This is a genomic window from Rhodoplanes azumiensis (assembly GCF_042682915.1).
In the GTDB taxonomy this organism is placed as follows: Bacteria; Pseudomonadota; Alphaproteobacteria; order Rhizobiales; family Xanthobacteraceae; genus Rhodoplanes; species Rhodoplanes azumiensis.
Genome location: NZ_JBHUIW010000001.1, coordinates 183,835 through 208,592, shown reverse-complemented (window position 1 = coordinate 208,592; position 24,758 = coordinate 183,835). Strand labels below are relative to the sequence as shown.

Here is a 24,758-nt window from a genome sequence, read left to right as displayed (position 1 = left end):
AATGCGCCCGCCCCGGCCGGCCGGCGGCCCGGGCGGGGTCGGCTAGACCAGCCGGCTCTGCTCGACCGCGGCGCCGACGAAGGAGGCGAACAGCGGATGCGGCGCGAACGGTCGCGACTTCAGCTCGGGATGGAACTGGACGCCGATGAACCACGGATGGTCGACATACTCGACGATCTCGGGCAAGAGCCCGTCCGGCGACATGCCACAGAAGCGAAAGCCCTGTTGCTCCAGCCGGTCCTTGTAGCCGGTGTTGACCTCGTAGCGGTGGCGGTGGCGCTCGGAGATCTCGGTCGTGCCGTAGATGGCGGCGACCTTGCTGCCGCGGGCGAGCTCGGCCTGGTAGGCGCCGAGCCGCATGGTGCCGCCGAGATCGCCGCCCTGCGACCGCGTCTCCAGCTCGTTGCCGCGCATCCACTCGGTCATCAGGCCGACCACCGGCTCGGCGGTGGCGCCGAACTCGGTCGAGTTCGCCTCGGCGATGCCGCACAGGTTGCGGGCCGCCTCGACGACCGCCATCTGCATGCCGAAGCAGATGCCGAAATACGGCACCTTTCGCTCGCGGGCGAACTGGGCGGCGCGAATCTTCCCCTCGGCACCGCGCTGGCCGAAGCCGCCGGGCACGAGAATGCCGTGGACGTGCTCGAGGAACGGCGCCGGATCCTCGCGCTCGAACACCTCGCTCTCGATCCAGTCGAGATTGACCTTCACCTTGTTGGCGACGCCGCCGTGGCTCAACGCCTCGATGAGCGACTTGTAGGCGTCCTTCATGCCCGTGTACTTGCCCACGATGGCGATGGTGACGTCACCCTCGGGGTTGCGGATGCGCTCGTTGATGGTGCGCCAGCGCGTCAGATCGGGCTCGCGGTCGGCCGGCAGGCCGAAGGCGTGCAGCACCTCGGCGTCGAAGCCGGCGTCGTGATAGGCCTCCGGCACGGCGTAGATGTTGTCGGCGTCGCGCGCCTCGATCACGGCGCTCTCGCGCACGTTGCAGAACAGGCCGAGCTTGCGCCGCTCCTCCTTCGGGATCGGCCGGTCGGTCCGGCACAGCAGGATGTCGGGCTGGATGCCGATCGAGCGCAGCTCCTTGACGGAGTGCTGGGTCGGCTTGGTCTTCAGCTCGCCGGCCGAGGGGATGTAGGGCAAGAGCGTCAGGTGGATGTAGATGGCGCTGCCGCGCGGCACCTCGATGCCGAACTGGCGGATCGCCTCGAAATACGGCAGGCCCTCGATGTCGCCCACCGTGCCGCCGATCTCGACCAGGACGAAGTCGTAGCCTTCGCTGCCCTCGCGGACGAAATCCTTGATGGCGTTGGTGACGTGCGGGATCACCTGGATGGTGGCGCCGAGATAGTCGCCGCGCCGCTCCTTGGAGAGGATCTCCTGGTAGATGCGGCCCGTGGTGATGTTGTCCTGGCGGGTCGCCGGGCGGCCCGTGAAGCGCTCGTAGTGACCGAGGTCGAGATCGGTCTCGGCGCCGTCGTCGGTGACGAACACCTCGCCGTGCTGGTACGGCGACATGGTGCCCGGATCGACGTTCAAATAGGGGTCGAGCTTGCGCAGGCGGACCGAGTAGCCGCGCGCCTGCAGGAGCGCGCCGAGTGCCGCTGAAGCGAGGCCCTTGCCGAGGGAGGAGACCACGCCGCCGGTGATGAAGATGTACCGCGTCATGGGGCTCAACCTCTAGCCAAGCTGGAACGATTCGACGAGGTCTTTGCGCGCAAGGCAGACCCGACGATCCGCTCCGGGACTGGAACGTCATGAATTTTCAGGCCATCTCGCAATGGCTTGGCTCCAGATCCGGAGGCCCCGGGCGAGGCTCGCCCGGCCGTGGATGACGGGATGGTGATCGAGGGTTCGCGGCCCTTCGACCGCGGCCCGGACGCGCGCCGGCGGGAGCCGGCCGCCGTCACTGCGAGCGCGGCACTTCCGGGCCCGACGGGGCGGCCGGAGCGGGTGCCGACGGGGCCGGAGTCGCGGGCGCGGCAGGCGCACCCGGGGCGTCCGGCTGGCCGCGCTGGAGCTGGTCGAGGACGCCGCCGCCCGAGCCGATCGGCGCCGGGGCGCCGGGCGCCGGAGCGGCCGGGCCGTCGGCCGCCGGGATCACCGTGGTCGGCCGATGCGACAGGCCGGCCAGCACCGAGAGCAGGAGGCTGGTGACGAAGAACGCCGCGGCGAGGACCGCGGTCGCCCGGGTGAGCGCGTTGCCGGAGCCGCGGTTGCTCATGAAGCCGCCGCCACCGCCGATGCCGAGCGCCCCGCCCTCCGAACGCTGCAGGAGCACGAGCCCGATCAGGGCGAGCACGATCATCAGGTGGACGACGATGACGACGGTCTGCATGGAACGGTCCGCTCGAAACGACGCTGAAAAATCCCGGACATCCGGCCGTGGCTGACCCCGCCTCGCGGTTCCGAGGCGGGGGCCGACCGGCGACATATAGGGGCGGCGCGCCGCGTCTACACGATCCCGCCACGCATTTCCACCCGTTCCGCCCGGAAAAGCGGCAACCGGGCCATGGCGAGGTCGTCGCAGGCACCGATCGTCGGGGCGCCCGGGACGAGCCTCGTGTCCCGGGCGCGCCACATCGCGCCGTGACCCGGGACATGCAGCCGATCGCCCGATGGCTCGCCGGGCCGCCGTCTCCGCGGCCCCGGGGCCGCGGCTCTGCGGCGCGTCGTGCCGACAGCCCGACGCACCTTGTGGGGGCACGGCGCCGTCAATACACCACGACGCTGCGGATCGATTCGCCGGCGTGCATGAGGTCGAAGCCGCGGTTGATCTCGGCCAGCGGCAGCGTGTGGGTGATCATCGGGTCGATCTCGATCTTGCCCTGCATGTACCAGTCGACGATTTTCGGCACGTCGGTGCGGCCGCGGGCGCCGCCGAAGGCCGAGCCCTTCCACACCCGCCCGGTGACGAGCTGGAACGGCCGCGTCTGGATCTCGGCGCCGGCCGGCGCCACCCCGATGACCACCGAGACGCCCCAGCCGCGGTGGCAGCATTCGAGCGCCTGGCGCATCACCGTGACGTTGCCGGTGCAGTCGAACGTGTAATCGGCGCCGCCGATCTGGTCGGCCCCGCGCTTGGTGAGGTTCACCAGATACGGGACGAGGTCGCCGCCGATCTCCTTCGGGTTGACGAAATGCGTCATTCCGAAGCGCTCGCCCCACGCCTTCTTGTCGTTGTTGATGTCGACCCCGATGATCATGTCGGCGCCCACCAGACGCAGGCCCTGGATCACGTTGAGGCCGATGCCGCCGAGCCCGAACACCACGGCGGTCGATCCCGGCTCCACCTTCGCCGTGTTGATCACGGCGCCGATGCCGGTGGTCACGCCGCAGCCGATGTAGCAGACCTTGTCGAAGGGGGCGTCCTTGCGGATTTTCGCCACGGCGATCTCGGGCAGCACCGTGAAGTTGGCGAAGGTGGAGCAGCCCATGTAGTGGTGGATCGGCTTGCCTTCGAGCGCGAAGCGCGACGAGCCGTCCGGCATCAGCCCCTGCCCCTGGGTCGCGCGGATCGCAGTGCAGAGATTCGTCTTGCGCGACAGGCAGGACGGGCACTGCCGGCACTCCGGCGTGTAGAGCGGGATGACGTGGTCGCCCGGCTTCACCGAGGTCACGCCGGCGCCGACGGCGCGGACGATGCCGGCCCCCTCGTGGCCCAGAATCGCCGGGAACAGCCCCTCCGGGTCGGCCCCCGACAGCGTGAACTCGTCGGTGTGGCAGATGCCGGTGGCCATGATCTCGACCAGCACCTCGCCGTCACGCGGCCCCTCGAGCTGGACGGTCGTCACCTCGAGAGGCTTTCCGGCCTCGAACGCCACCGCCGCCTTCACGTCCATGCTGTCTCTCCTCGAATGGTTCTGCCGAGCCCTCCAGACCCATAGCAGCGGATTCGAGCCGCGCCCAATCCCCGCCCACCAGCCCCACGGCCAGATCCGTGTCGCACGGAACACCGGATAGTCGAAACCGGATCTTCACCCTCCCGGACTACCCTTCGACGAAGCTGCCGAGGCCGGTCGCGCCGTATCGCCCCCGCCACCGGCGCGGCGCAGCGCGGCGCCGCGAGGGCCGAGACGACGAGCATGCGCTTCGACCTACCGACCCTTTACATCGTCGCGATCCTGGCGACCGCGGCCAGCGGCGCGATGCTGCTCGTGGCCTGGTTGCAGAACCGGAAGGCGGCGACGCTCGCCTGGTGGGGCGGCGCGACCTTGCTGCTCGCCGTGGCCGCCGTGGTGGTCGTCGGGCGCGGCGTGCTGCCGGACACGGTCTCGATCGTCGTCGGCGGCAGCCTCTGGCTCGCCGCCTACGGCGGAATGTGGTGCGCGGCCCATGTCTTCGCCGGGGCGCGGCCGCGGCCGGCGGTCGCGGCGTTCGGGGCCGTCGTCTGGGTGATGCTGTGGCAGCTGCCGGCGTTCCGGGACTCGCAGGAGACCCGCCTGCAGGCGTTCTCCGTCCTGGCGGTCGTCATCCTGGCGCTGACCGCCCGGGCGTATGCCCGGATGCCGGAGCTCCGGCCGGTGTCGCGCGGGCTCGCCGTCGGGCTCCTGTCGATCCAGGCGGCGCTCTATGCGGTGCGCATCCCCTTCGCCGGCCACTTCGTCTTCCCGGTTCCGGCCGACCAGGTCGGGATCGTGGTCCCGCTGTGGATCATCGCCCTGTTCCTCGCGGCCGATTCCATGCCGTTCTTGGTGTTGGCGATGGCGAAGGATCGGGTCGAGACCGAGCTTCGCCGCGACGCGCTGCGCGATCCGCTGACCGGCGTCGCCAACCGGCGGGCGTTCTTCGACCGCGGCGAGCGGACGCTCGCCCGGACCCTCGCCGACGGCCGTCCGGCGGCACTGCTGATGATCGACCTCGACCTGTTCAAGCGGATCAACGACCGGCTCGGGCACGCCGCCGGCGACGCCGCGCTGCGGCTGTTCTGCGACGGCACCGCCGCCCTGCTCCGCCCGACCGACCTGCTCGCCCGCACCGGCGGCGAGGAGTTCGCATGCCTGCTGCCGGGCGCGGGCGTGACCGACGCGATGCAGATCGCCGAGCGCATCCGCGACTGGTTCGCCGGCCAGGGGCCGACGATCGGCACCACGGATCCGGTCTCGGTCAGCATCGGGGTCGCGGCGACCAGCGCGCTCGACCATGACCTGGCGGGGCTGATGGACCGCGCCGACCGCGCGCTCTACGCGGCCAAGGCGAACGGCCGCAACCGGGTGGAGTGGAGCGCGCCGGCACCCGCCGCCGCCCGGGACGACCGTGCGTCGGCCGCCTTCACGACCGCGTGACGGACGCCGCCGACATGGTTGACGAACCGTCGCCCGAGCCGCTTAAACTTTTACTCAATCGGGAACAGGACTCTCATCGGAATCGGCTAGAACCGGAGGCTCGCGCCGTGCCAAATGGACGCCGCGACCGGATCGCCGATGCACATTGATCAGCCCACCCTCTTCGCCGTGACTGCCTTCGCCGCGGCGATCAGCGGCTTCATGCTGCTGTTCGCCTGGCTGCAGGACCGGACGTCGACGACGCTCGCCTGGTGGGGCGGCGGGCTGCTGCTGGTCGTCGGCGGCACCGGCCTCGTGGTTCTGCGCGGGGTGATCCCGGACGAGATCTCGATCACCATCGGCAATCCGATCCAGCTGTTTGGTTACGGCATGATGTGGACCGGCGCCCGCACCTTCGAGGGGCGCAAGCCGCGCATGACGGTGCTGCTCGCCGTCTCGGTCGGTTGGATGGTGGCGTGCCAGTTCGACTTCTACTGGACCGACATGCCGCTGCGCATCCGTGTGTCGGCGATCCTCATCTCCTCCTATCTGCTGCTCACCGCGGCAGAGTATCTGCGGCCGAAAAACCCCGAGCTGGTCTCGCGTTGGCCGACCATCTTCATTCTGCTTCTGCAGGCCGTCGGCGTGCTGATCCGCATTCCGATCGCCGACAAGCTCGTGTTTCCCGCGCCCGAGAACTCCTTCACCGCGACCCTGGTGCCGCTCGGCGCGGCGGGCCTCGTGCTGTTCTCCTTCTCGCTCGCGTTCCTGGTGATGGCGATGTCGAAGGAGCGGCTGGTGCTGGAGCACAAGCGCACCGCACTGGTCGACCCGCTCACCGGCGTCGCCAACCGCCGCGCCTTCTTCGAGCGTGGCGAGCGCATCCTGCGGCGGCTGCTCGCCGGCGGCGGCGAGGCGGCGCTGCTGATGCTCGACATCGACAAGTTCAAGCACGTCAACGACACGTTCGGGCACCAGGCCGGCGACCGCGTGCTGTGCGCCTTCTGCGACACGGCCGAGCGGGTGCTGCGGCCGACCGACGTGCTCGGCCGCACCGGCGGCGAGGAGTTCGCCTGCCTGCTGCCGGGCGCCAGCCTCGCCGAGGCCTTCGCGGTCGCCGAGCGCATCCGCGTCGAGTTCGAAGTGTGCCGGCTCGACCTCGGGGCGGTGCGGCCGACCTCGACGGTCAGCGTCGGGGTGGCGACGACGAGCGACGTCGGCGGCAGCCTCGCGGCCCTGATGGCGGTGGCCGACCGCGCCCTCTACCGGGCCAAGGCGAACGGCCGCAACCGCGTCGAGACCCTCGCGGGTCCGCTGCTGGGCGGCCCGCTCGGTGGCCCGATGCCCGACGTCCCGCGCGCCCCCATGGTGCTGCGCGACGACGACCGCCAGGGCCAATCCGCCGTCGCGTGACCCGTGGCGGCGCAACCCGTGTCGGTGCAACCCCTGCCGGTGAAACCCCTGCCGCCTGGGTCGCGGTGGCATGACGCGACGGTCGTCTCGCCGTTCGGGGGCTCCGCACGAAACGCCGGTGATCGGCGGAGCGTCACCTGGTCCGACGCAGACCTCTTTCCACCCCCCACCGCGAATCCGACACGGGACACGCCTTCGGCGGGGAATTCCGGAGGCGGTCCTGCGGGGTCGATTTTTCGTCTCGATCGGCTATAAGGGTCGCCGGTCCGCCGCGGCGCCCACGCCGCGGCCGCGGGGCCGACGCGCTCGTAGCTCAGCCGGATAGAGCATCAGACTTCGAATCTGAGGGTCGGGAGTTCGAATCTCTCCGAGCGCGCCATCCAGATCGATCTCTCGGATCCGGCTTCGACACGATCGGGTAACGCCGGCGTCCGCACAGCACCTGGGGCGGCGGCCGGGACGGCCCGATGCCCCTCGGCGTGACCATCGCCGCCGCGATCCCCGCCCGCGCAACCCTCACGCCAGGGCGCCGTGGCGATGCGGCTCGGCCAGAATCTCGATCACCCGGCAGTCGGCGACGCGGCCGCAGGCGCATTCGTCGATCATGCGGGTGAGCTCGTCCTCCAGCGCCTTCAGCTTGGCGATGCGGGCCCGCACCTCGGCGAGGCGTGCCTTGGCGATGGCGTCGGCCTCGCCGCAGGGCTGCTCCGGCCGATCCTGCAGCGTCAGCAGCGTGCGGATCGCCTCGACGCCGAAGCCGAGCTCGCGGGCGTGGCGGACGAAGGCGAGCCGGCGCAGCTCCGCCCGCGTGTAGAGCCGCCGGTTCCCTTCGGTGCGGGCCGGCGCGGCCAAAAGGCCGATCTGCTCGTAATAGCGGATGGTCGGCACCTTGACGCCGCTGCGCTTCGCCGCCTCGCCGATCGGGACCGCATCGGCGGTGTCGGATCCGTGCATCATAGGGCTTGCTCCTCTAGTCGCTAGAGGATGTAGGACGTAGTCGGACGTTTGAAAGGGCCTGACGATGTCGGATGTGGTCGAGACGCGGTATCGCGTGACGGGAATGGATTGCGGATCCTGCGCCGCCAAGGTGGAGACGGCGGTGAGCCGGCTGCCCGGCGTGGCGGCGGTCGCCGTGTCGGCGACGACCGGCACCATGACGGTGACGCATCCGACCGGCACCGCAGCCCTGCCCGCCTTACGGCAGAGCCTGACGGCGCTGGGCTACGACGTCGCCCCCCTGGACACGCCGGCGCCCGGCGACACCGCCGCCGCCAACGGCGCTCACGATCACGCCCATGGTCATGACGGAGCGGACGGCGAGGCGCCGTGGTGGCGCAGCCGCAAGGGCACGCTCACGCTCGCCTGCGGGGCGGCGCTCGCCGCCGCTTATGCGGCCGGGCAGCTCGTCCCGGCGATCGAGACCGGCGCCTTTCTGGTGGCGCTGGCGGTCGGCCTCGTGCCGATCGCGCGCCGGGCCGTCGCCGCGGCGCGGGCCGGGACGCCGTTCTCGATCGAGATGCTGATGACCGTCGCGGCGGTCGGCGCCGTGCTGATCGGCGCCACCGAGGAGGCCGCCATGGTGGTCTTCCTGTTCCTGGTCGGCGAGCTCCTGGAGGGCGTCGCGGCCGGCCGCGCCCGCGACAGCATTCGCAGCCTCTCGGCCCTGGTGCCCAAGACCGCGCTCTTGGAGCGGAACGGCGCAACCGAGGAGGTGCCGGCCGACACGCTCGCCGTCGGCGCCGTCATCCTGGTACGGCCCGGCGACCGCATCGCCGCCGACGGCGTGGTGGTCGATGGCCGCGCCGCGGTCGACGAGTCGCCGGTGACGGGCGAGAGCGTGCCGGTGCAGAAGGCGCCAGGCGACGGCGTCTTCGCCGGCGCCATCGCGGCCGACGCGCTGCTGCGTGTACGGGTGACGGCGGCGGCGGCCGACAACACCATCGCCCGGGTGGTGCGGTTGGTCGCGGAGGCGCAGGACGCCAAGGCGCCGACCGAGCGCCTGATCGACCGCTTCGCCCGCTGGTACACGCCCGCCGTCGCGGTGGTCGCCGCGCTCGTCGCGGTCGCCCCGCCGCTGCTGCTCGGCGCGGCGTGGGGCGAGTGGATCTACAAGGGCCTCGCGCTTCTGCTGATCGGTTGCCCGTGTGCCCTCGTCATCTCGACGCCGGCCGCGATCGCCGCGGCGCTGTCGGCCGGCGCCCGGCACGGACTGCTGGTCAAGGGCGGCGCCGTGCTGGAGACGCTCGGCACGATCAAGCACGCCGCGCTCGACAAGACCGGCACGCTGACCGAAGGCAAGCCGCGCGTCACCGACCTTGTCGCGGTCGGCCGCAGCGAGCGGCAGGTGCTCTCCATGGCGGCGGCGCTGGAGTCCGGCTCCAATCATCCGCTGGCTTTGGCGATTCTAACGCGCGCAAAAGCCGAGACCGTACCGGTGCCGCCGGCTGCCGACGTGACGGCGCTGCCCGGCGAAGGCGTTTCCGGAACGCTCGGTGGCGAGACGCTGTTCCTGGGCTCCGCTCGGGCCGCAGCGGCGCGGGTCACGTTGTCGGTCGAGCTGAGCGGCAGGGTGGAACAATTCGAGCAGGAGGGCAAGACCGTCGCGGTGCTGCTCGCCGGGGAGACCGTGGTGGGCCTGATCGCGATGCGGGACGAGCCGCGCCCCGACGCGCGGGCCGGCCTGCGCGCTCTCGAGGCCGCCGGCATCGCGCCCGTGATGCTGACCGGCGACAATCCGCGCACCGCCGCCGCGATCGCGGCCGACCTCGGCATCGCGGTCCATGGCGGGCTGATGCCCGAGGACAAGCAGCGCATCGTGCGCGAGCTGCAGTCGAACGGCGGCGCCGTCGCCAAGGTGGGCGACGGCATCAACGACGCCCCGGCGCTCGCCGCCGCCGATGTCGGCATCGCGATGGGCGGCGGCACCGACGTGGCGCTGGAGACGGCCGACGCCGCCGTGCTGCACGGCCGTGTCATGGACGTCGCCCGCCTGGTCGCCCTGTCGCGCGCCGCGACGGCCAACATCCGCCAGAACATCCTCGTGGCGCTCGGGCTCAAGGCCGTGTTCCTGATCACCACCATCGCCGGCATCACCGGCCTGTGGCCGGCGATCCTGGCCGATACCGGCGCCACCGTGCTGGTCACGGCGAACGCCATGCGGCTCTTGGCGTGGCGGATGTGAGGTCGCGCCTCGCGGGCCGCGGACGCCTGCCCCGGCACGGCTCGCCGCGCCGCAGAGCCGGGGCTCGGGGGCACGTCAAAGGGACCAGCCGAGGCGCCCTCGGATCCCGGTTCGCGGCGCCTGGTGCCGCGCCCGGGACACGCGACCTCCTCCGCGGCGGACCAGCCGTGGTGGGCTCACCGCCGGCGACAAGCGCGCCCACGCAACCGTGAGCGGCGTGCGGTCCGACGAGGCTCGAGGAGGCTCGAGGAGGCGATCTGCGCCGTGCGAAGGATAGGCCGCCCCGGTCCGTAAGAGTGCGCATACGCCCATCTGACGATGCCACCGGGGTTGCGACCGCGACCGTCACGACATAAATATGACTGACCAGTCAGTCATAGAAATGGCCATGGATACGCCGAAGCCCACGAGACCGACGCGCGCGCCCCGGTCCGACACACGCGCTGTCCGCCCCACCCGACCGGCCACGCCTCCGTCGCCTCGCGTCGGCAGAGCCGAGAAGACCGCGATGCGGCGCGAGGCGATCCTGAAGGCGGCGCTCGACGAGTTCAGCGAGCGCGGCTTCGCGGCGGCCCGCCTCGACGACGTGGCCAGGCGCGCCGGCGTCGCCAAAGGCACCATCTACCTCTATTTCGAGGACAAGGAGGCGCTGTTCCAGGAGCTGATCCGGGCCACCCTCGGTCCGCTGATCGCCGAGCTCGGGCAGCTTCCGTCCCACGACGTGCCGGCCCGCGTCGCGCTCGAGCATCTGCTCGGCGTCTTCGCCAAGGAGATCTACGGCACGCCCCGCCGCCAGGTGATGCGCTTGGTGATGAACGAGGGGCCGCGCTTTCCGCGGCTCGCCGAATTCCACTATCGCAACGTCGTCGCGCCCGCGATGGCGGCGATGCGGGCGCTGCTGACGCGGGCCGTCGCGCGCGGCGAGATCCGGCACCCGGCCCTGGTCGACTTTCCGCAGCTCGTCGTCGCGCCCGGCCTGATGGCGGTGATCTGGGGCAGCCTGTTCGACCGGTGGGCGCCGCTCGACGTCGAGGCGTTGCTGCGCGCCCATCTCGACATCCTGTTCGATCGGGGAGAGCCGCGATGACCCGGTTCCGGACCCGCGCCGCCGTCGCGGTGAAGCTCCTGCTCGTCGCGGTGCTGAGCGTCGCCCTCGCCGGCTGCAACGACGGGCCGAAGACCTATCAGGGCTGGATCGAGGCGAACCTGATCTTCGTCGGCCCCGACGAGGCCGGCCGGGTGGAGACGCTCTCGGTGCGCGAGGGCGACAAGGTCGAGGCCAAGGCGCCGCTGTTCACCGTGGACGACGCGCTCCAGCGCGCCGAGGTGAACATGTACGAGGCGCAGCTCGAGAACGCGCAACAAGCCTATTCGCGGGCACAGACGCTGCTCAAGACCCAGTCCGGCACCCAGCGCAACTACGACGAGGCCGAAGCGGCGCTGCGCACCGCCAAGGCGCGGCTCGCCACGGCGCAGACGCATCTCGCCCGTCGGGTTCTCGTGAGCCCGGTGACCGGAACGGTGCAGCAGATCTACTTCCGCCCCGGCGAGATGGTGTCGGCCGGCAAGCCGGTGCTCGCCATCTTGCCGCCCGGCAACCTGAAGGTCCGCTTCTACGTGCCGCAGGAGACGCTGCCGCGCCTCGCCTACGGCGACACGGTGCGGGTGTCGTGCGACGGCTGCGCCGGCGACCTCACGGCGAAGGTGAGCTTCATCGCCCGCTCGGCCGAGTTCACGCCGCCCGTCATCTACAGCCTCCAGGAGCGCGACAAGCTCGTCTTCCTGATCGAGGCGATCCCGGACCGGCCGGAGGCCGTGCGGGTCGGCCAGCCCGTCGACGTCGCCCTCGGCGCCCCTGCGCCGGTCACGACCGGGGCGGCGCGATGACGGTCTCCGTTTCCTCCCCTGCCCCGGCCGTTTCGGCCGCGACCCCGCCCGACGATCCGCACGCGATCGCGATCGACGTCGAGGGACTGACGAAATCGTTCGGCAGCACCGTGGTGGTGCGTAACCTCACCATGCAGGTGCGGCGCGGCCTGATCTACGGCTTTCTCGGGCCCAACGGCTCGGGCAAGACGACGACCATCCGCATGCTGTGCGGCCTGCTCACGCCCGACTCCGGCCGCGGCACCTGCCTCGGCTACGACATTCGCAAGGACGCCGCCGCGATCAAGCGTCACGTCGGCTACATGACGCAGCGTTTCAGCCTCTATCAGGATCTCTCGGTGCGCGAGAACCTGGAGTTCGTCGCCCGCGTCTACGGGCTGCCCAACCCGCGCCGCGCCGCCCGCGACGCCATCGCCCGGCTCGGGCTCGAAGGCCGCGCCGAGCACCTCGCCGGCGCGCTGTCGGGAGGCTGGAAGCAGCGCCTCGCGCTCGGCGCCTGCACGCTGCCCGATCCGAAGCTCCTGCTCCTCGACGAGCCGACCGCCGGTGTCGACCCGAAGGCGCGGCGCGAGTTCTGGAACGAGATCCACGCGCTCGCCGCACAAGGGCTCACCGTGCTGGTCTCGACCCACTACATGGACGAGGCCGAGCGCTGTCACGAGATCGCCTACATCGCCTACGGGGATCTGCTGGCGCAGGGCACCGTGCCGGAGGTGATCGCGGCCTCGCATCTCACCACTTGGACCGTGTCGGGGCCGAACCTGGTCGCGCTCGCCGAGACGCTCTCGAAGCGCGACGGCATCACCATGGTGGCCCCGTTCGGCACCAGCCTGCACGTCTCCGGCCCGGACCACGACAAGGTGAATGCCGCGATCACCGACCTGCGCGCCGACCCGGCGCTGACGTGGGAGCAGGCCCAGCCGTCGCTCGAGGACGTCTTCATCGACCTGATGGGCCGGGCACAGCAGGGAGGCCGAGCGTGATCACTTCGGTCCGCCTGCGCTCGTCATGGCCGGGCTCGTCGCGACCATCCACGCCGCCTTCCGTCCTCACCCTGAGGAGGCTGCGAAGCAGCCGTCTCGAAGGGCGAGGACGGCCTCGGCGTTGGGGCCACATGGTTCGAGACGCGCTTCTGCGGAGCGCTCCTCACCACGAGGGTGGACCTTGTCGGGACGCTCGGCCGTTCCAGAGCACTCGGAGTCGGCCATGATCGGCACCGGCACCCTCATGTTCCTGCGCCGGGTCGGCGCCGTGCTGCTGAAGGAGGTGCTGCAGCTGCGGCGCGACCGGGTGTCGCTCGCCACCATGATCACCATTCCGCTGATGCAGCTCCTCCTGTTCGGCTACGCCATCAACACCCAGCCGCGCCATCTGCCGACCGCCGTGCTGCTGCAGGAGACGAGCGACGTCGGCCGCTCGATTCTGCGCGCGCTCGAGAACACGAAATACTTCACCATCGTGAAGGAGGCGCGCGACGAGGCGGAGTTCGACCGCCTGCTGCAGTCCGGCACCGTTCTGTTCGGAATCGAAATCCCGGCGAACTTCGAGCGCGATCTGCGACGCGGCGACCGCCCCGCGATCCTGGTCGCGGCCGACGCGACCGACCCGGTCGGCTCCGGCTCGGCGCTGGCGGCGCTGTCGAACGTCACCACCACGGCGCTGCGCTGGGATCGCTCCATTCCCGAGTTCACGCCGCCGCCCTTCGAGGTGCGGGCACATGCCCGCTACAATCCGGCCGCGGTGAGCCAGCTCAACATCGTGCCCGGCCTGCTCGGCACCATCCTGACACTCACCATGCTGATCTTCACGGCGCTCGCGGTGACGCGCGAGACCGAGCGCGGCACCATGGAGACGCTGCTCGCCATGCCGATCTCGCCGGTCGAGATCATGCTCGGCAAGATCGCGCCCTATGTGGTGATCGGGTTCCTGCAGGGCTCGCTGATCGTCGGCGCCGGCACGTTGCTGTTCGCGGTGCCGATCTTCGGCGATCTCGCGCTGCTCGCCGCGTTGACGACGCTGTTCATCGCCACCAACCTCTCGGTCGGCTACACGTTCTCGACGCTCGCCCAGAACCAGCTCCAGGCCATGCAGATGGCCATGATGTACTTCCTGCCGAACCTCCTGCTCTCGGGCTTCCTGTTCCCCTATGCCGGCATGCCGCAATGGGCACAGTATGTCGGTGAGACGTTGCCGCTGACGCATTATCTGCGCATCGTGCGCTCGATCATGCTGAAGGGCTCGACGCTCGCGGATCTGCGCTACGACACGCTGTCGCTGGTGGTGCTGATGCTGATCGCGATGACGATCGCGGTGACGCGGTTCAGACGAACGCTGGATTGAGCGACCTCCTCCGCAGCGACCCGATGCTCCGAAACGAAAATGAGCGCGCGCCCGCGTGGGCGCGCGCTCGACCGCGAGGCCTTCGCGCGGGGCGACCGTGCGAAACCTCCGGATCCGTCACAGCATGCGGCGGAATTCGGTGGTGGAGGGCGACTTCTTGGCCTTGAGGTAGCGCACCGCGCGGTCCGTCACGTCGCCCGAGAAGGTGATGTAGCGATCGAAGGCCGCCTTGTAGTCGACGCGCGCGTTGCGGGTCATCAGCACCGTGAAGACGCTCTTGGCGTCCGGCCAGCCGAGCCCGGCCGCCTTGCACAGCACCAGCGCGCCATCCTCGAAGCCGAGCCGCACCAGGTTGCGGATCGCCTCGGCCGGCACCTTGGTGAGACGGGCCAGCGTGTCGATCGTCTCTTCGAGCCGGCCGTCGCGCGCGGCGGCGACGAGCTGGCTGCGCAGCTTGGCCGTGTTCTCGTCGCGATCGGCGTCGGTCGGGCGGGTGCGGGCGGGCGTCCGGCTCGGCGTCTCCTCGTCGGCGGCCGTGGGCAGCATGCACTGCGCCATGCGCCGGCGCACGTCGGGATCGGGGTCGCGCAGAAGCTGCTGGCGCACCGGCTCGGCGACCAGCCGCACCAGCGCCGCGAACATGTCGGCCGGCAGCTCGCGGCGATGGACGATGTGCTTGGCGAGCTCCTCGTCCTGGCGGGCCCGGCCGGCGAGGCGCTGGAAACCGCCGCGCGAGATCAGGGCGCCGTCGTTGGCGGCGACGCGATGCGTGACGGCCGTGTCGCCGCGCTCGACCAGCACGTCGGTCACCTTCTCGGGCACCATGATGCGACCGGCGAGCGCGAAGAGATGCGCCTGGCTCTTGGCGCGGGCGATGCGCACCAGGAAATCTTCCGCCAGGATCGGCGAGCGCTCCAGCACCGGGCCGGAGACCGTGATGTCGTCGTCCTCGGCGAGGCGGTGGATCACCTTGACGGGGGCGCGCTGCACCGGCGCGATGCGCACCGAGAGCTGCGCCATCGCAATGTCGGTGGTGTTGTCGAGCAGATGGTGCATCACGGTGTCGAACAGCTCGAGCTGCTGTTCCGTGTAGGCATGGACGCCGCGCAGGAAGAGCTCGGCGACGCGGAGCACGTCGTCGCCGCGCTCGGCGCTGCGCAGTGCCTGCGGGTCCGGCAGCGCGGTCTCGTCGAGCTCGCCGTCCGTGAAGGCGACGCCGACCCGGTGGCGCTCGCGCCAGGCGATCGCGCAGTCGCGGGTGTCGCCGTCGAAGGAGAGGCTGAACGTCTCCGGCAGGCTGTCGATGTCCGAGACCAGCACGCATGCGCCACCGCGCGACACGTTGAGGACCGCACAGTCGCGGACGAGATCCTCGCCCGTGATCTGGCCCATCTTCAGCGTCAGGTAACGCGGATACTGGCGGCTCTGAGTCATGGATTCGGCTCCCGTCGGACGTCGCACGTTCTCCGACGGTCCCAAAATGCCATCACGCCCCATGACATTCGGTAAAATGAAAGATTCCGATTTGTCGTAATCTTGTGTTTCTCGGTGGCGTCTCGGGAGCACCGCGGCGGGACCGGCCCGCGCCCTCGCCCGCCCTGCCACGGTGCAAAATCCGGCTCGAACCACCACATGTGGGCCGTGACGCCGCCCGCGGGCGCGCCCCGGGCGCCCCGCCGACCCGACCAGGAGACCCCCGATGGACACGCGCACGACCGAGAAGACCTATCCGGTGACCCGCACCGAGGAGGAGTGGCGCCGCCTGCTCACCCCGGAGCAGTACCAGGTGATGCGCCGGCACGGCACCGAGGCGCCGGGGAGCTGCTCGCTCCTGCACGAGAAACGTCCGGGCGCCTTCGTGTGCGCCGGTTGCAGGCAGAAGCTGTTCGTCGGCAAGACCAAGTTCGAGAGCGGCACCGGCTGGCCGAGCTTCAACGACCCGGTGCCCGGGGCGGTGGAGACCACGACCGACCGCAGCTGGGGCATGGTGCGCACCGAGGTGCATTGCAGCCGCTGCGGCAGCCATCTCGGCCACGTCTTCCCGGACGGCCCGCCGCCGACCGGCCAGCGCTACTGCATCAACGGCGTCGCGCTGAATTTCGAGCCGGAATGAGCGATCGTCGCCGAGCCGGGGTACCGGCCCGGCGACCGCGACGAAACGCAGTGGATCGCCGGAGCCGGCACTTTCCTGCCCGTGAACAATGTGAGAACATTCTTACCTCAGTGACGCCCGGAAGGGCTTCGATTCGGCGTGCGGGAAAGTGCGCGGCACATCACGAGCGTCTGTACACTCGTGTCTCGATCCGGCCGATTCGGCGGTCGCACGGACGGACCAGGGCAGGAACGGCATGAAGGTCGCGGGGCTTTTCGCGGGGATCGGCGGGCTCGAGCGCGGCCTCTCGGCTGCCGGGCACGAGAGCCTGATGCTCTGCGAAGTCTGGGAGCCGGCCCGGACCGTCCTCGCAGCCCGCTTCCCCGACGTGCCGCTCGCGCCCGACGTGACGGCGCTGCGCGCGCTGCCCGGCGGCACCGACGTCGTCGTCGCCGGGTTTCCCTGCCAGGATCTGAGCCAGGCCGGGATGACGGCCGGCATCGCCGGCAAGCGGTCCGGGCTCGTCGGCCACGTGTTCCGGTTGCTCGACCGACGCCCGGCGCCTTGGGTCGTCTTGGAAAACGTCTCCTTCATGCTGCATCTCGACCAGGGCAAGGCATTGCGCCTGCTCGTCGAGGCGTTCGAAGAGCGCGGCTACCGTTGGGCCTATCGGGTGGTGAACTCGCTCGCCTTCCTGCCGCAGCGGCGCGAGCGGGTGCTGTTCGTGGCGACGCGGACCGACTGCGATCCGGCCGACGTCCTGCTCGCCGACGACCGGTCGCCGCCGGAGCGGCCGACGGCGCTCGACACCCATGCCCACGGCTTCTATTGGACCGAGGGCATCCGCGGACTCGGCTGGGCACCGGACGCCGTTCCGACGCTGAAGAACGGCTCGACGGTCGGCATCGCCTCGCCGCCGGCGATCCTCCTGCCGACCGGCCAGGTGATCACCCCCGATATCCGCGACGCCGAGCGTCTGCAGGGGTTTCCGACGGACTGGACGGCGCCCGCGGCGATGGTCGGACGCGCGTCGCTGCGGTGGTCGCTGGTCGGCAATGCCGTGACGGTCCCGGTCGCCGAGTGGCTGGGCCGCCGGCTGGCGATGCCGGGGCGGTACGACATCTCACGCGACGCCCCGCTCGGGACCGACGGACGCTGGCCCAAGGCGGCGCGCTTCGACGGCGTGACGCGCCGCCGGGTGGAGATCGGCGCCTTTCCGGTGCGACGCGCCCGCCCGCCGCTCGCCGACTTCCTTCGTCACCACGGCAAGCCGCTGTCGGTGCGGGCGACGCGCGGGTTCCTCGAGCGGACCGGACGCAGCCGGCTGCGGTTTCCGCCGGGGTTCCTGGAGCGTGTCCGGCTCCATCTGGAGCGGATGGAGGGCGGCGCCGGCCCGGACCGCGCTGCACCGGGCCGTGGCGAGCGGGTGCCGGCGCTCGCGGCCGAATGAGGCCGCCGAAGCCCGCGGATCCACGCCGCAGTGCGCTGATGGCGAAAGTCCGCCAGCGCGGCACGGCGGCCGAGCTCGCCGTCGCCGCGGTCCTGCGCGCCGCGGGGCACGCCTATCGTCTCAACGTGCGGGCGCTTCCGGGATCGCCCGACTTCGCCAACCGAACGAAAAAATGGGCCGTGTTCGTCCACGGCTGTTTCTGGCACCGCCATCCCGGCTGCGCCCGCACCACGACGCCGAAGACCAATGCGGCCTTCTGGCAGGCGAAGTTCGAGGCCAACCAGCGGCGCGACGCGGCGGCCGTGCAGAGCCTGCGCGATGCTGGGTTCACGGTGGTGATCGTCTGGGAGTGCGAGACCGAGAACGCCGCGAGCCTGCGAGCGAAGCTCCAGAGATCCCTGAAGCGCGTCGCGTAGATGTGGCCCAGGCGGTCGATCATCGACGCATAATGATAGATGTCGCCCGGCTGCGGTGCCGGCGGCGTCTCGACCAGCGTCAGTGGCGTGCCGTCGTTGACGCAGCGGACGACGACGATCGACAGCGCGTCGTAGCCGGTGTCGCCGGGCTTCGATCGCCGTGGGAGTTGTCGGATCTTGTCGATCGCGAGTGTAGCGTCGCGCGGCTGCGCATGTATGCTCCAGTCGGGATCGCCTGCGCGGTTCTTCTTGTTGAGATCCGGACTGAGATAGCGCTCGGCGACGTTCACCATCGTGAAGCCGGCCGCGATCGCCTGATCCGTCGCGCCGTGGACGGTCAGGTGCGACGAGTTCAGTTCGTCGTAGAGGCGCGGCAGCGCGCGCTGGTGTGCCGTCATGCAGGCTTTCGCTTCGAGGGCCATCAGCACGCCGCCGACCGGGGCGCGCTTCAGCGTCGGCAACCTCGCGAGGGCGTCGCGCTCGCCGTCGAGCAGATCGATGCCGTAGTCGAGCCTCATGCCGGCGAGATCGCGATCCGCCGGCCCTGTTTCGGCGCCGGATGGCGTGCACAGAACCAGATCGAGGTTCTTCTTCCGGTCGTGCACGAAGTCGCGCATTTCGTGATTGATGCCGAAGCCGACACGTCCGTCTTCCACGTGACGGCGGAGCAAGGAACACGTCCGGAGGAGATCGAAGACGATCGACCAGCACGCCACCTTCGAGTGGTGATCACTGCGCGACAGATACTGCCATCGATTGCCCCAGCGATCCTCGCGCTCGGGTTTGGAAAGGGTTCGGACGAGAATCCCCGGACCGTGCATCACGTGCCCACGATCGCGACTCGCGTGTCGCGCGAACCGAGATTTAGCGAATCCGTCGCCGAAGTCGACGATGTTCGACGTGAGGCTCCGAATCGCAGAAGGCCCCGCTCACGCGGGGCCTTCTCGAAAAGGGGTGCGGCCGGCTCTTGGGGGAGAGCCGGCCGCGCGCAACCCGGTCTGGGACGGGGAGGGGTGGGGACGTGACCGGACTGCGAAACTCCTGATCCTTTGTCGTCGCCCGCGGGCGACAGGTTCACGGGGATTTTTCCCACGATGTTCAGTCGTTTGCCGGTGGACCGGCGCGGGCGGGCGCCGGGACCGCGGCGCCGTCGCCTAACGGGGCGCCGCGGTGGAGATCGCGCGGCCGTCGCCGAGCGAGACCCACAGGTTCGGGTCGGACTGCGACTGGCGCTTGACGAACCGGTAGCCGGTCTCCGACCAGGGGAGGATCTCGTCGACCTGGTTGTCGAGCACGAACTCGCCCTTGTCGGTCTTGACGGTCAGCACCGCGTGGCCTTCGTCCTTGCGGTCGCGCACGACCGTGATGAGCAGGGCCTCGCGGGGCCAGCCGGCGTCGATCAGCATGCGCCGCTTGAGCAGCACGTAGTCCTCGCAATCGCCGTAGCCGTCGTCCGGATAGGACCACTTCTCGACGACGCCCCAGTGATCCATGTCGGTCAGGGGCTTGATGGTCTCGTTCGCCCAGCGGTTGACGCGGACGAGGTCGCGCCAGGCGCGCGGCGACAGCACGACGTCGCGCGGGGCGGTCGGGGCGGTCGCGCAATCGCGCGGCCGGTCGGCACAGAACGAGACCCAGCCGATCGGCGGACGGGCCGTATCCTGCACGGAGGCGAAGAGCGGACGATCGAGCGCGTCGGCCTGTCCGACCAGCACGCCGAGCAGTGCGGCGGACCATGCAGCAGCCAGAGCGCGTCTGGGACGACACTTCATCGTTGACCCCTCCCGTCTACAGGGTCAACTCTCCCATACAACCTTTGAATTGCCGCTAAGTCGATGCGCTTAACTCAAGGCAATACTAGATCAATACAGTCCTTTGTTTAATTCGAATGCGGGGCGACTTTGATTAAAATGCCAGACAACTGGATTTGACTCAATTTTTAGCGATCTGCCGACGGCGCGTTTGAAATCAGCATGTTAGCCCCCTGCCCCGAGGTCGCCGCATTCGGCTGAACGCGCCGTCGCCGCCTCGCGCGGGGTCGCTGCGGCAGTCCCGGACGTGGCGCGACAGGCCGGATGGGCGTGCTGCGGCGGCTCCGGCGCGGCACGGTTTGTTTACCAGAGGTGGAGGATCGGGACTCGCAGCGGCATGGCGCCGGCCGGCGCACCGGCGAAATCCGGCCAGCCGCGGCATCGCCGAGAGCGCGCGAAGACGGCGCCGGTCATGCGGCGCATGTCCGGCGGCGATCGTCCGAGATCGCGACGGGCGTGATTCGGCCGGCGCCCGCCCCGCTCAGGGGTGCAGGCTCTCCTCGATGAAATCGGGATGCTGCAGCCGGGTGAACTCGACCGCGAAGCCGCCCTCGAGATGGCGCACCACCCGGCCCTGGATCTTGCCGACCATGATCAGGGCGCCGATCGGCGGCCGCTGGTCGGTCGCGACGGCGGCACCCGACAGCGACGCGTCGATGATGCGGACCCGCAGGTTCAGCCCGTTCGGCATGACGATGTGGGTGAACGGGTTGTGCGGCACGAAGCGGCCGTGGCGGCGGTCCTCGGGCAGGTTGAGGATGTCGCGGTTGGCGAGCCAGGTGAGCTGGGCGGCGAGCTTGTCGCGCTTGCGCGGCGTCGCCGAGAAGGTCATGGCGAAGCCGGTCGGGAACACTCGGGTCACGGTCCCTTCGAGGCGGCCGACGTGGTCCACATAGGCGACGACGCGCTCGCCCATGTGGCCGGCCACCGGGGCGATCATGGCGAGCCCGCCCGGCGACATGTTGACGACCTGGCACGGGAACTCGCGCCGGTCCGACAGCATGTAGCGGCCGAGCAGGTTGACGGTGACCCGCTGGAACCGGCGGCGTTCGTCGGCGAGCGCGAGAAGGCTCGGCTTGCGCGCGGCCAGTGCCATTGCCCGAATTCTCCTGATTTCTCCAATCGAGCTTAGGAGCCGAGCGTTAACGAGGCCTTGAAGATCGTCCCCCGGGGCCGCAATGGGGCGAGCAGCGACCCGACTGCGACCCTACGACTGCGACAGTGGTCGGGACACCGAAGGGGGCGGCGGAGCGGTCACGAGGGGGACATCTCGGACGACCACTCCGCCGCAGGCGCGGGCGACGCCGGACCCGAAGGCAAGAAGGGTCCGCCCACGCTGTCGCATTGCCCGGCCGGGTTCAGGGGGGGCTGCCTCGGCCGGCGGTCGGTCGGGCATTGACCGAACCGTTCGGTTCGATTGACTAGCCGATATGGAACGGGATATCAAGAGCGAACCGAACCGTTCGGTTCGATAAAGTTCGTCACGGTGTCGCGGGCGCCCCCCGCCCCGTGCCGCGCCGTGGCCGTGGTGTCTGGCGCTCGCAATGGCGAGGAACCGAAGATGCGTGACGAAATCGGCCGGGTGACGTCCGAGGCTGCCGCTGCGACCCGGCTCCCTTCCCGAGCGAGCGAGGGCACCGCAGGCCCGGCCGCCGGCCGGATGGACGGCGCCGTGGTCCGGCGCGGCCGGACACCGGCCGGAACCGACCCGGCGAAACGCCGGCAGATCCTGGAAGGCGCCGCGCGGGTGTTCTCGGCGATGGGATTCGACGCCGCCTCGATGAACGACATCGCGCGCGACGCGGGCGTCTCCAAGGGCACCCTCTACGTGTATTTCGAGCACAAGGAGGAGCTGTTCTGCGCGCTGATCGCCGACCAGCGGCACAAGCACCTGGCCGCGCTGAAGGCGCTGATCGACGACGGGCCGGACGTGCGCGCCACCCTCACCCGCTGGGCGACCGCCTATGTCACGCTGCTCACCACCGACTGGGCCGTGCGGGTGCAGCGCGTCGTGCTCGGCGTCACCGAGCGGATGCCGGAGATCGGCCGCAGCTTCTTCACCGAGGGGCCCGGCTGCGGGATCTCGATCCTGTCCGACTACTTCGATCGGATGACGGCGCGCGGCCTGCTCGCGATCGACGACACCACGCTCGCCTCGTGGCAGTTCAGCGAGCTCGTCCATGCGAGCCTGCTGCGGCCCCTGCTCTATCGCTGGCACGACGGGCCGCCGAGCCCGGAGGAGATCGCCCGGGTGATCGGCCACGCGGTCGAGATGTTCCTGGCCTATTATGGGCCGAAACCGGCCACGCCGAAACCGGCCACGCCGAAACCGGCCACGCCGGACCCGGCCGGCCCGAACGGAAAGGCCTGATCAGCCGACTCGGCCACCCTCCAGCACCACCAGACGCGGGCGCGTCCGCTCCGGGAGCGGCGCCGGCACCAGGCTCGGCGACGACCACGGGGTCAGGTTGCGGAAGGCGCCGATCCGGATCCGCCGGACCGGCGAGATTCCCAGCCAGTACGGGATCTCGAGCGGCACCAGGAGCCCGAGCAGCCGCTCGTGCAGCGAGCGGCGGTGGGCGAGCGGCAGCAGCACGAGTTCGAGCGGAATCGGCGGCTCGGTGTCGGTGAGGCCGACCGCCCCGGCCGCGAGGGCGGCGGCCTCGTCGGCGGCCCCGCCGAGCAGCGCCGTGACCAGCGGGCGGCTCTCCGTTTCCCACAGATCGACGAAGGCCGTGCCCTTGAGCTCGCGGCCGGCGAGGCCGCACAGCCGCGTGCCGGCGAGCCGGAACGGGAAGCCCGCGGCCGGATCGAAGGTGAGGACGAAGCTGTCGCCGAGAACCTTGCGCAACGCGCCGGGATCGAGCTCGTCGCGCTCCGGCGCCGGACGAGCGCCGCGCAGCGTCGTCCAGTATCGGAACAGCTCGCGGCTCGACGGGTGCTTCATGGGCTCGATCTGCATGGGTCGCACGGTGCGTCCGGGCGAACTGTCCGGAAGCGGGACAGCGGCACCACCGCCGTCCCCCGACTCGATCGATCAGCACGCCCCGGGCCTTCTTAGCCGTTGCGACTTGCGCCCGGGCGTTTACGTCCGATCAAGGTTAACGGCGCGTCCGGAGCCGCCGCTGCGCCCCTCTCCCGGATCGGTCCAGGGGCTGCGACGCCCCGTCGGTCGACAGGCATTTTTCCAGCAACGAGCGAATGTTGTTCCGCTGTCCTCACCGCGCTTGGCAATAATTCTTGCGGCCGTCCGGCCGGCTGCCGCTTGCAGGGCAAGGATGCACGGCCTATCAGAGCGGGCCACCCAGGGACTTCATGTCGCGACGCACCGAGCCCATCTTCAATCTCCCGAGCGTGATCGCGGGCTTGGTCGCAGCGTTCGGCCTCGTTCATGCGTTCCGCGAGCTGGTGCTCGCGCCGTCCCAGGACGTCGACTTCCTCTTGCTGTTCGCGTTCATCCCGGCCCGCTACGGAGCGATGCCGGGGATCGACATCGCCCTGCCGGGGGGGCTCGCCGCCGACATCTGGACTTTCGTCACCTACGCCTTCATCCACGGCGACTTCACCCACCTCGGCGTCAACGTGCTGTGGCTGCTCCCCTTCGGCAGCGCGGTGGCGCGTCGCTTCGAGACCCTTCGGTTCATCGGCTTCTTCGTCGTCACGGCCGCGGCCGGGGCCGCCGTCCATCTCGCCACCCACCCGGGGGAGCTCTTGCCGATGATCGGCGCCTCGGCGGCCATCTCGGGCTTCATGGCGGCGGCGATCCGCTTCGTGTTCCAGGTCGGCGGCCCGCTCGGGGTGTTCCGCAACACCGACCACACCGCCTATCTGGTGCCGGCCGCGCCGCTGGTCGACACGCTGAAGGATCCCCGCATCCTCGGCTTCCTGGCCGTCTGGTTCGGCCTCAACATCTTGTTCGGGCTCGGCTCGGTCGGCATGCTCGGGGTCGACCAGCCGGTCGCGTGGCAGGCCCATATCGGCGGCTTCGTCGCCGGCCTCCTGTTGTTTCCCTTGTTCGACCCGGTGCCGGTCCCGCGCGCCGTGGAATGAGCCGTCGGACGGCGTCGATCCGGTTCGCGCCGTCCGCGAACAGGCGCCGCCGAGGCCCGGTGGCGAGTGGCGAAAACGTTTTCGGGGCGGCCATCCGCCCCCCCCCCGGGCGAGCCGCCGCCGGTCGTCCCATCCCGGGGATTTGAAGCGCGCCGGGGCCAGCGCCCCCCGGTCGACGCCATCGGGGCGCCTTGCCGCCCTGCTTGAAACAACCCATGATCGTGACACCGGCTGCGGTTGGGCGGGAACCGAAGGGCGAGCCGACGGCTTGTCGCTCCAGGCCCGCCCCGGCGGCCGGTCAACGGTAGAAAGCGCCGGCCACACGGCCCGCGCCAGGGAGGCAAACGTGACCGTCAAGACGATCCTGGCCCGCAAGGGCACCGACGTCGTCACCATCGATCCGACCGCGACCGTCGCCGCCGCGACCAAGATGCTCACCGAACGGGGCATCGGCGCCGTGGTGGTGACGGGCACCGAGGGCCGGACCATCGGGATCGTGTCGGAGCGCGACATCGTCAAGGCGCTCGGCGCCCGCGGCGCCGCTGCGCTCGACGTGCCGGTGTCCGAGATCATGACCCGCAAGGTCGTCACCTGCGCCCAGCACGACACCATCGGCGAGCTGATGCAGACGATGACGGAGGGCAAGTTCCGTCACGTGCCGGTGGTCGAGCAGGACCGCCTCGTCGGCATCGTGTCGATCGGCGACGTGGTGAAGTCGCGGCTCGAGCAGATGGAGAAGGAGTCGAACGCGCTGCGCGACTACATCCGCACGGCGTGATCGACCACCCGACAGGCACGAGAAAACCCCGGCGCCGCTGACGCCGGGGTCGATCGATCGTGGCCGCGGCTGG

At 70.4% G+C, this 24,758-nt stretch carries 22 protein-coding genes and 1 tRNA gene; 15 read left to right on the top strand and 8 right to left on the bottom strand.

Going from position 1 to position 24,758, the window contains the following annotated elements; genetic code table 11:
* Positions 1 to 42: 42 nt before the first annotated feature.
* The 3 genes from ACFSOX_RS00960 to ACFSOX_RS00950 all read right to left on the bottom strand — a co-directional run bounded on the left by ACFSOX_RS00960 (position 43) and on the right by ACFSOX_RS00950 (position 3,845).
* The gene (locus tag ACFSOX_RS00960; protein ID WP_378475923.1) at positions 43 to 1,671 is read right to left on the bottom strand and encodes a CTP synthase; all 1,629 of its coding nucleotides are present in this window, start codon (positions 1,669 to 1,671) and stop codon (positions 43 to 45) included.
* 238 nt (positions 1,672 to 1,909) lie between these two features.
* Entirely contained in the window at positions 1,910 to 2,341 is a 432-nt protein-coding gene (gene secG / locus ACFSOX_RS00955; protein ID WP_378475922.1) for a preprotein translocase subunit SecG, read from the bottom strand.
* A gap of 376 nt (positions 2,342 to 2,717) precedes the next feature.
* Positions 2,718 to 3,845 (bottom strand): S-(hydroxymethyl)glutathione dehydrogenase/class III alcohol dehydrogenase, encoded by a 1,128-nt coding sequence (locus tag ACFSOX_RS00950; protein WP_378475921.1) that lies wholly within the window; start codon positions 3,843 to 3,845, stop codon positions 2,718 to 2,720.
* A 243-nt stretch (positions 3,846 to 4,088) separates the two neighbouring features.
* On the opposite strand from ACFSOX_RS00950, the gene ACFSOX_RS00945 reads away from it, so the two are divergent.
* The 3 genes from ACFSOX_RS00945 to ACFSOX_RS00935 all read left to right on the top strand — a co-directional run bounded on the left by ACFSOX_RS00945 (position 4,089) and on the right by ACFSOX_RS00935 (position 7,059).
* The gene (locus ACFSOX_RS00945) at positions 4,089 to 5,288 is read left to right on the top strand and encodes a GGDEF domain-containing protein (RefSeq protein WP_378475920.1); all 1,200 of its coding nucleotides are present in this window, start codon (positions 4,089 to 4,091) and stop codon (positions 5,286 to 5,288) included.
* Between the two features lie 138 nt (positions 5,289 to 5,426).
* Complete coding sequence (locus ACFSOX_RS00940; RefSeq protein ID WP_378475919.1) at positions 5,427 to 6,680, top strand: GGDEF domain-containing protein; 1,254 nt, start codon at positions 5,427 to 5,429, stop codon at positions 6,678 to 6,680.
* A gap of 302 nt (positions 6,681 to 6,982) precedes the next feature.
* Positions 6,983 to 7,059, top strand: a tRNA-Arg gene (locus tag ACFSOX_RS00935).
* A 137-nt stretch (positions 7,060 to 7,196) separates the two neighbouring features.
* Here the strand turns inward: ACFSOX_RS00935 and ACFSOX_RS00930 are convergent.
* A complete protein-coding gene (locus tag ACFSOX_RS00930) occupies positions 7,197 to 7,637 on the bottom strand; it encodes a MerR family transcriptional regulator (RefSeq protein WP_378475918.1) in 441 nt (146 codons plus the stop codon).
* Between the two features lie 64 nt (positions 7,638 to 7,701).
* On the opposite strand from ACFSOX_RS00930, the gene ACFSOX_RS00925 reads away from it, so the two are divergent.
* The 5 genes from ACFSOX_RS00925 (at position 7,702) to ACFSOX_RS00905 (ending at position 14,088) form a co-directional block, all read left to right on the top strand.
* Positions 7,702 to 9,861, top strand: a complete 2,160-nt coding sequence (locus tag ACFSOX_RS00925) for a heavy metal translocating P-type ATPase (protein ID WP_378475917.1) — start codon at positions 7,702 to 7,704, stop codon at positions 9,859 to 9,861.
* A 508-nt stretch (positions 9,862 to 10,369) separates the two neighbouring features.
* The gene (locus tag ACFSOX_RS00920; protein ID WP_378475916.1) at positions 10,370 to 10,948 is read left to right on the top strand and encodes a TetR/AcrR family transcriptional regulator; all 579 of its coding nucleotides are present in this window, start codon (positions 10,370 to 10,372) and stop codon (positions 10,946 to 10,948) included.
* Positions 10,945 to 11,748 (top strand): HlyD family secretion protein, encoded by an 804-nt coding sequence (locus tag ACFSOX_RS00915; RefSeq protein WP_378475915.1) that lies wholly within the window; start codon positions 10,945 to 10,947, stop codon positions 11,746 to 11,748. The genes ACFSOX_RS00920 and ACFSOX_RS00915 overlap by 4 nt, the downstream gene beginning before the upstream one ends.
* Positions 11,745 to 12,731: an ABC transporter ATP-binding protein gene (locus ACFSOX_RS00910; RefSeq protein ID WP_378475914.1), complete on the top strand. Its 987-nt coding sequence runs from the start codon at positions 11,745 to 11,747 to the stop codon at positions 12,729 to 12,731. The genes ACFSOX_RS00915 and ACFSOX_RS00910 overlap by 4 nt, the downstream gene beginning before the upstream one ends.
* Before the next feature lie 223 nt (positions 12,732 to 12,954).
* Positions 12,955 to 14,088 (top strand): ABC transporter permease, encoded by a 1,134-nt coding sequence (locus ACFSOX_RS00905; RefSeq protein WP_378475913.1) that lies wholly within the window; start codon positions 12,955 to 12,957, stop codon positions 14,086 to 14,088.
* A gap of 117 nt (positions 14,089 to 14,205) precedes the next feature.
* Here ACFSOX_RS00905 and ACFSOX_RS00900 read toward each other — a convergent pair whose 3' ends face one another.
* A complete protein-coding gene (locus ACFSOX_RS00900) occupies positions 14,206 to 15,522 on the bottom strand; it encodes a DUF2336 domain-containing protein (RefSeq protein ID WP_378475912.1) in 1,317 nt (438 codons plus the stop codon).
* 265 nt (positions 15,523 to 15,787) lie between these two features.
* On the opposite strand from ACFSOX_RS00900, the gene msrB reads away from it, so the two are divergent.
* From msrB to ACFSOX_RS00880, 4 genes are all read left to right on the top strand, one after another.
* Positions 15,788 to 16,201: a peptide-methionine (R)-S-oxide reductase MsrB gene (gene msrB / locus ACFSOX_RS00895; protein WP_378475911.1), complete on the top strand. Its 414-nt coding sequence runs from the start codon at positions 15,788 to 15,790 to the stop codon at positions 16,199 to 16,201.
* 235 nt (positions 16,202 to 16,436) lie between these two features.
* Positions 16,437 to 17,630 carry a DNA cytosine methyltransferase gene (locus ACFSOX_RS00890; protein WP_378475910.1) on the top strand — a complete coding sequence of 398 codons (1,194 nt, stop codon included), beginning with the start codon at positions 16,437 to 16,439 and terminating at the stop codon, positions 17,628 to 17,630.
* The gene (locus ACFSOX_RS00885; RefSeq protein WP_378475909.1) at positions 17,627 to 18,046 is read left to right on the top strand and encodes a very short patch repair endonuclease; all 420 of its coding nucleotides are present in this window, start codon (positions 17,627 to 17,629) and stop codon (positions 18,044 to 18,046) included. The genes ACFSOX_RS00890 and ACFSOX_RS00885 overlap by 4 nt, the downstream gene beginning before the upstream one ends.
* Before the next feature lie 167 nt (positions 18,047 to 18,213).
* Positions 18,214 to 19,071 (top strand): hypothetical protein, encoded by an 858-nt coding sequence (locus tag ACFSOX_RS00880; protein WP_378475908.1) that lies wholly within the window; start codon positions 18,214 to 18,216, stop codon positions 19,069 to 19,071.
* Between the two features lie 129 nt (positions 19,072 to 19,200).
* On the opposite strand, the gene ACFSOX_RS00875 is transcribed toward ACFSOX_RS00880, so the two are convergent.
* Both ACFSOX_RS00875 and ACFSOX_RS00870 read right to left on the bottom strand, forming a co-directional pair.
* Positions 19,201 to 19,818: a transglutaminase-like cysteine peptidase gene (locus tag ACFSOX_RS00875; protein WP_378475907.1), complete on the bottom strand. Its 618-nt coding sequence runs from the start codon at positions 19,816 to 19,818 to the stop codon at positions 19,201 to 19,203.
* Positions 19,819 to 20,338: 520 nt separating this feature from the next.
* Positions 20,339 to 20,953 (bottom strand): PilZ domain-containing protein, encoded by a 615-nt coding sequence (locus ACFSOX_RS00870; protein ID WP_378475906.1) that lies wholly within the window; start codon positions 20,951 to 20,953, stop codon positions 20,339 to 20,341.
* A gap of 465 nt (positions 20,954 to 21,418) precedes the next feature.
* On the opposite strand from ACFSOX_RS00870, the gene ACFSOX_RS00865 reads away from it, so the two are divergent.
* Positions 21,419 to 22,228, top strand: a complete 810-nt coding sequence (locus tag ACFSOX_RS00865; RefSeq protein WP_378475905.1) for a TetR/AcrR family transcriptional regulator C-terminal domain-containing protein — start codon at positions 21,419 to 21,421, stop codon at positions 22,226 to 22,228.
* Here ACFSOX_RS00865 and ACFSOX_RS00860 read toward each other — a convergent pair whose 3' ends face one another.
* Complete coding sequence (locus ACFSOX_RS00860) at positions 22,229 to 22,819, bottom strand: PAS domain-containing protein (protein WP_378475904.1); 591 nt, start codon at positions 22,817 to 22,819, stop codon at positions 22,229 to 22,231. It abuts the gene before it with no gap.
* Between the two features lie 353 nt (positions 22,820 to 23,172).
* Here ACFSOX_RS00860 and ACFSOX_RS00855 point away from each other — a divergent pair, with 353 nt between their 5' ends.
* Positions 23,173 to 23,907 (top strand): rhomboid family intramembrane serine protease, encoded by a 735-nt coding sequence (locus ACFSOX_RS00855; RefSeq protein WP_378475903.1) that lies wholly within the window; start codon positions 23,173 to 23,175, stop codon positions 23,905 to 23,907.
* Positions 23,908 to 24,253: 346 nt separating this feature from the next.
* Positions 24,254 to 24,685, top strand: coding sequence for a CBS domain-containing protein (locus ACFSOX_RS00850; RefSeq protein ID WP_378475902.1), 432 nt, complete (start codon positions 24,254 to 24,256; stop codon positions 24,683 to 24,685).
* The last annotated feature ends 73 nt before the right edge of the window (positions 24,686 to 24,758 follow it).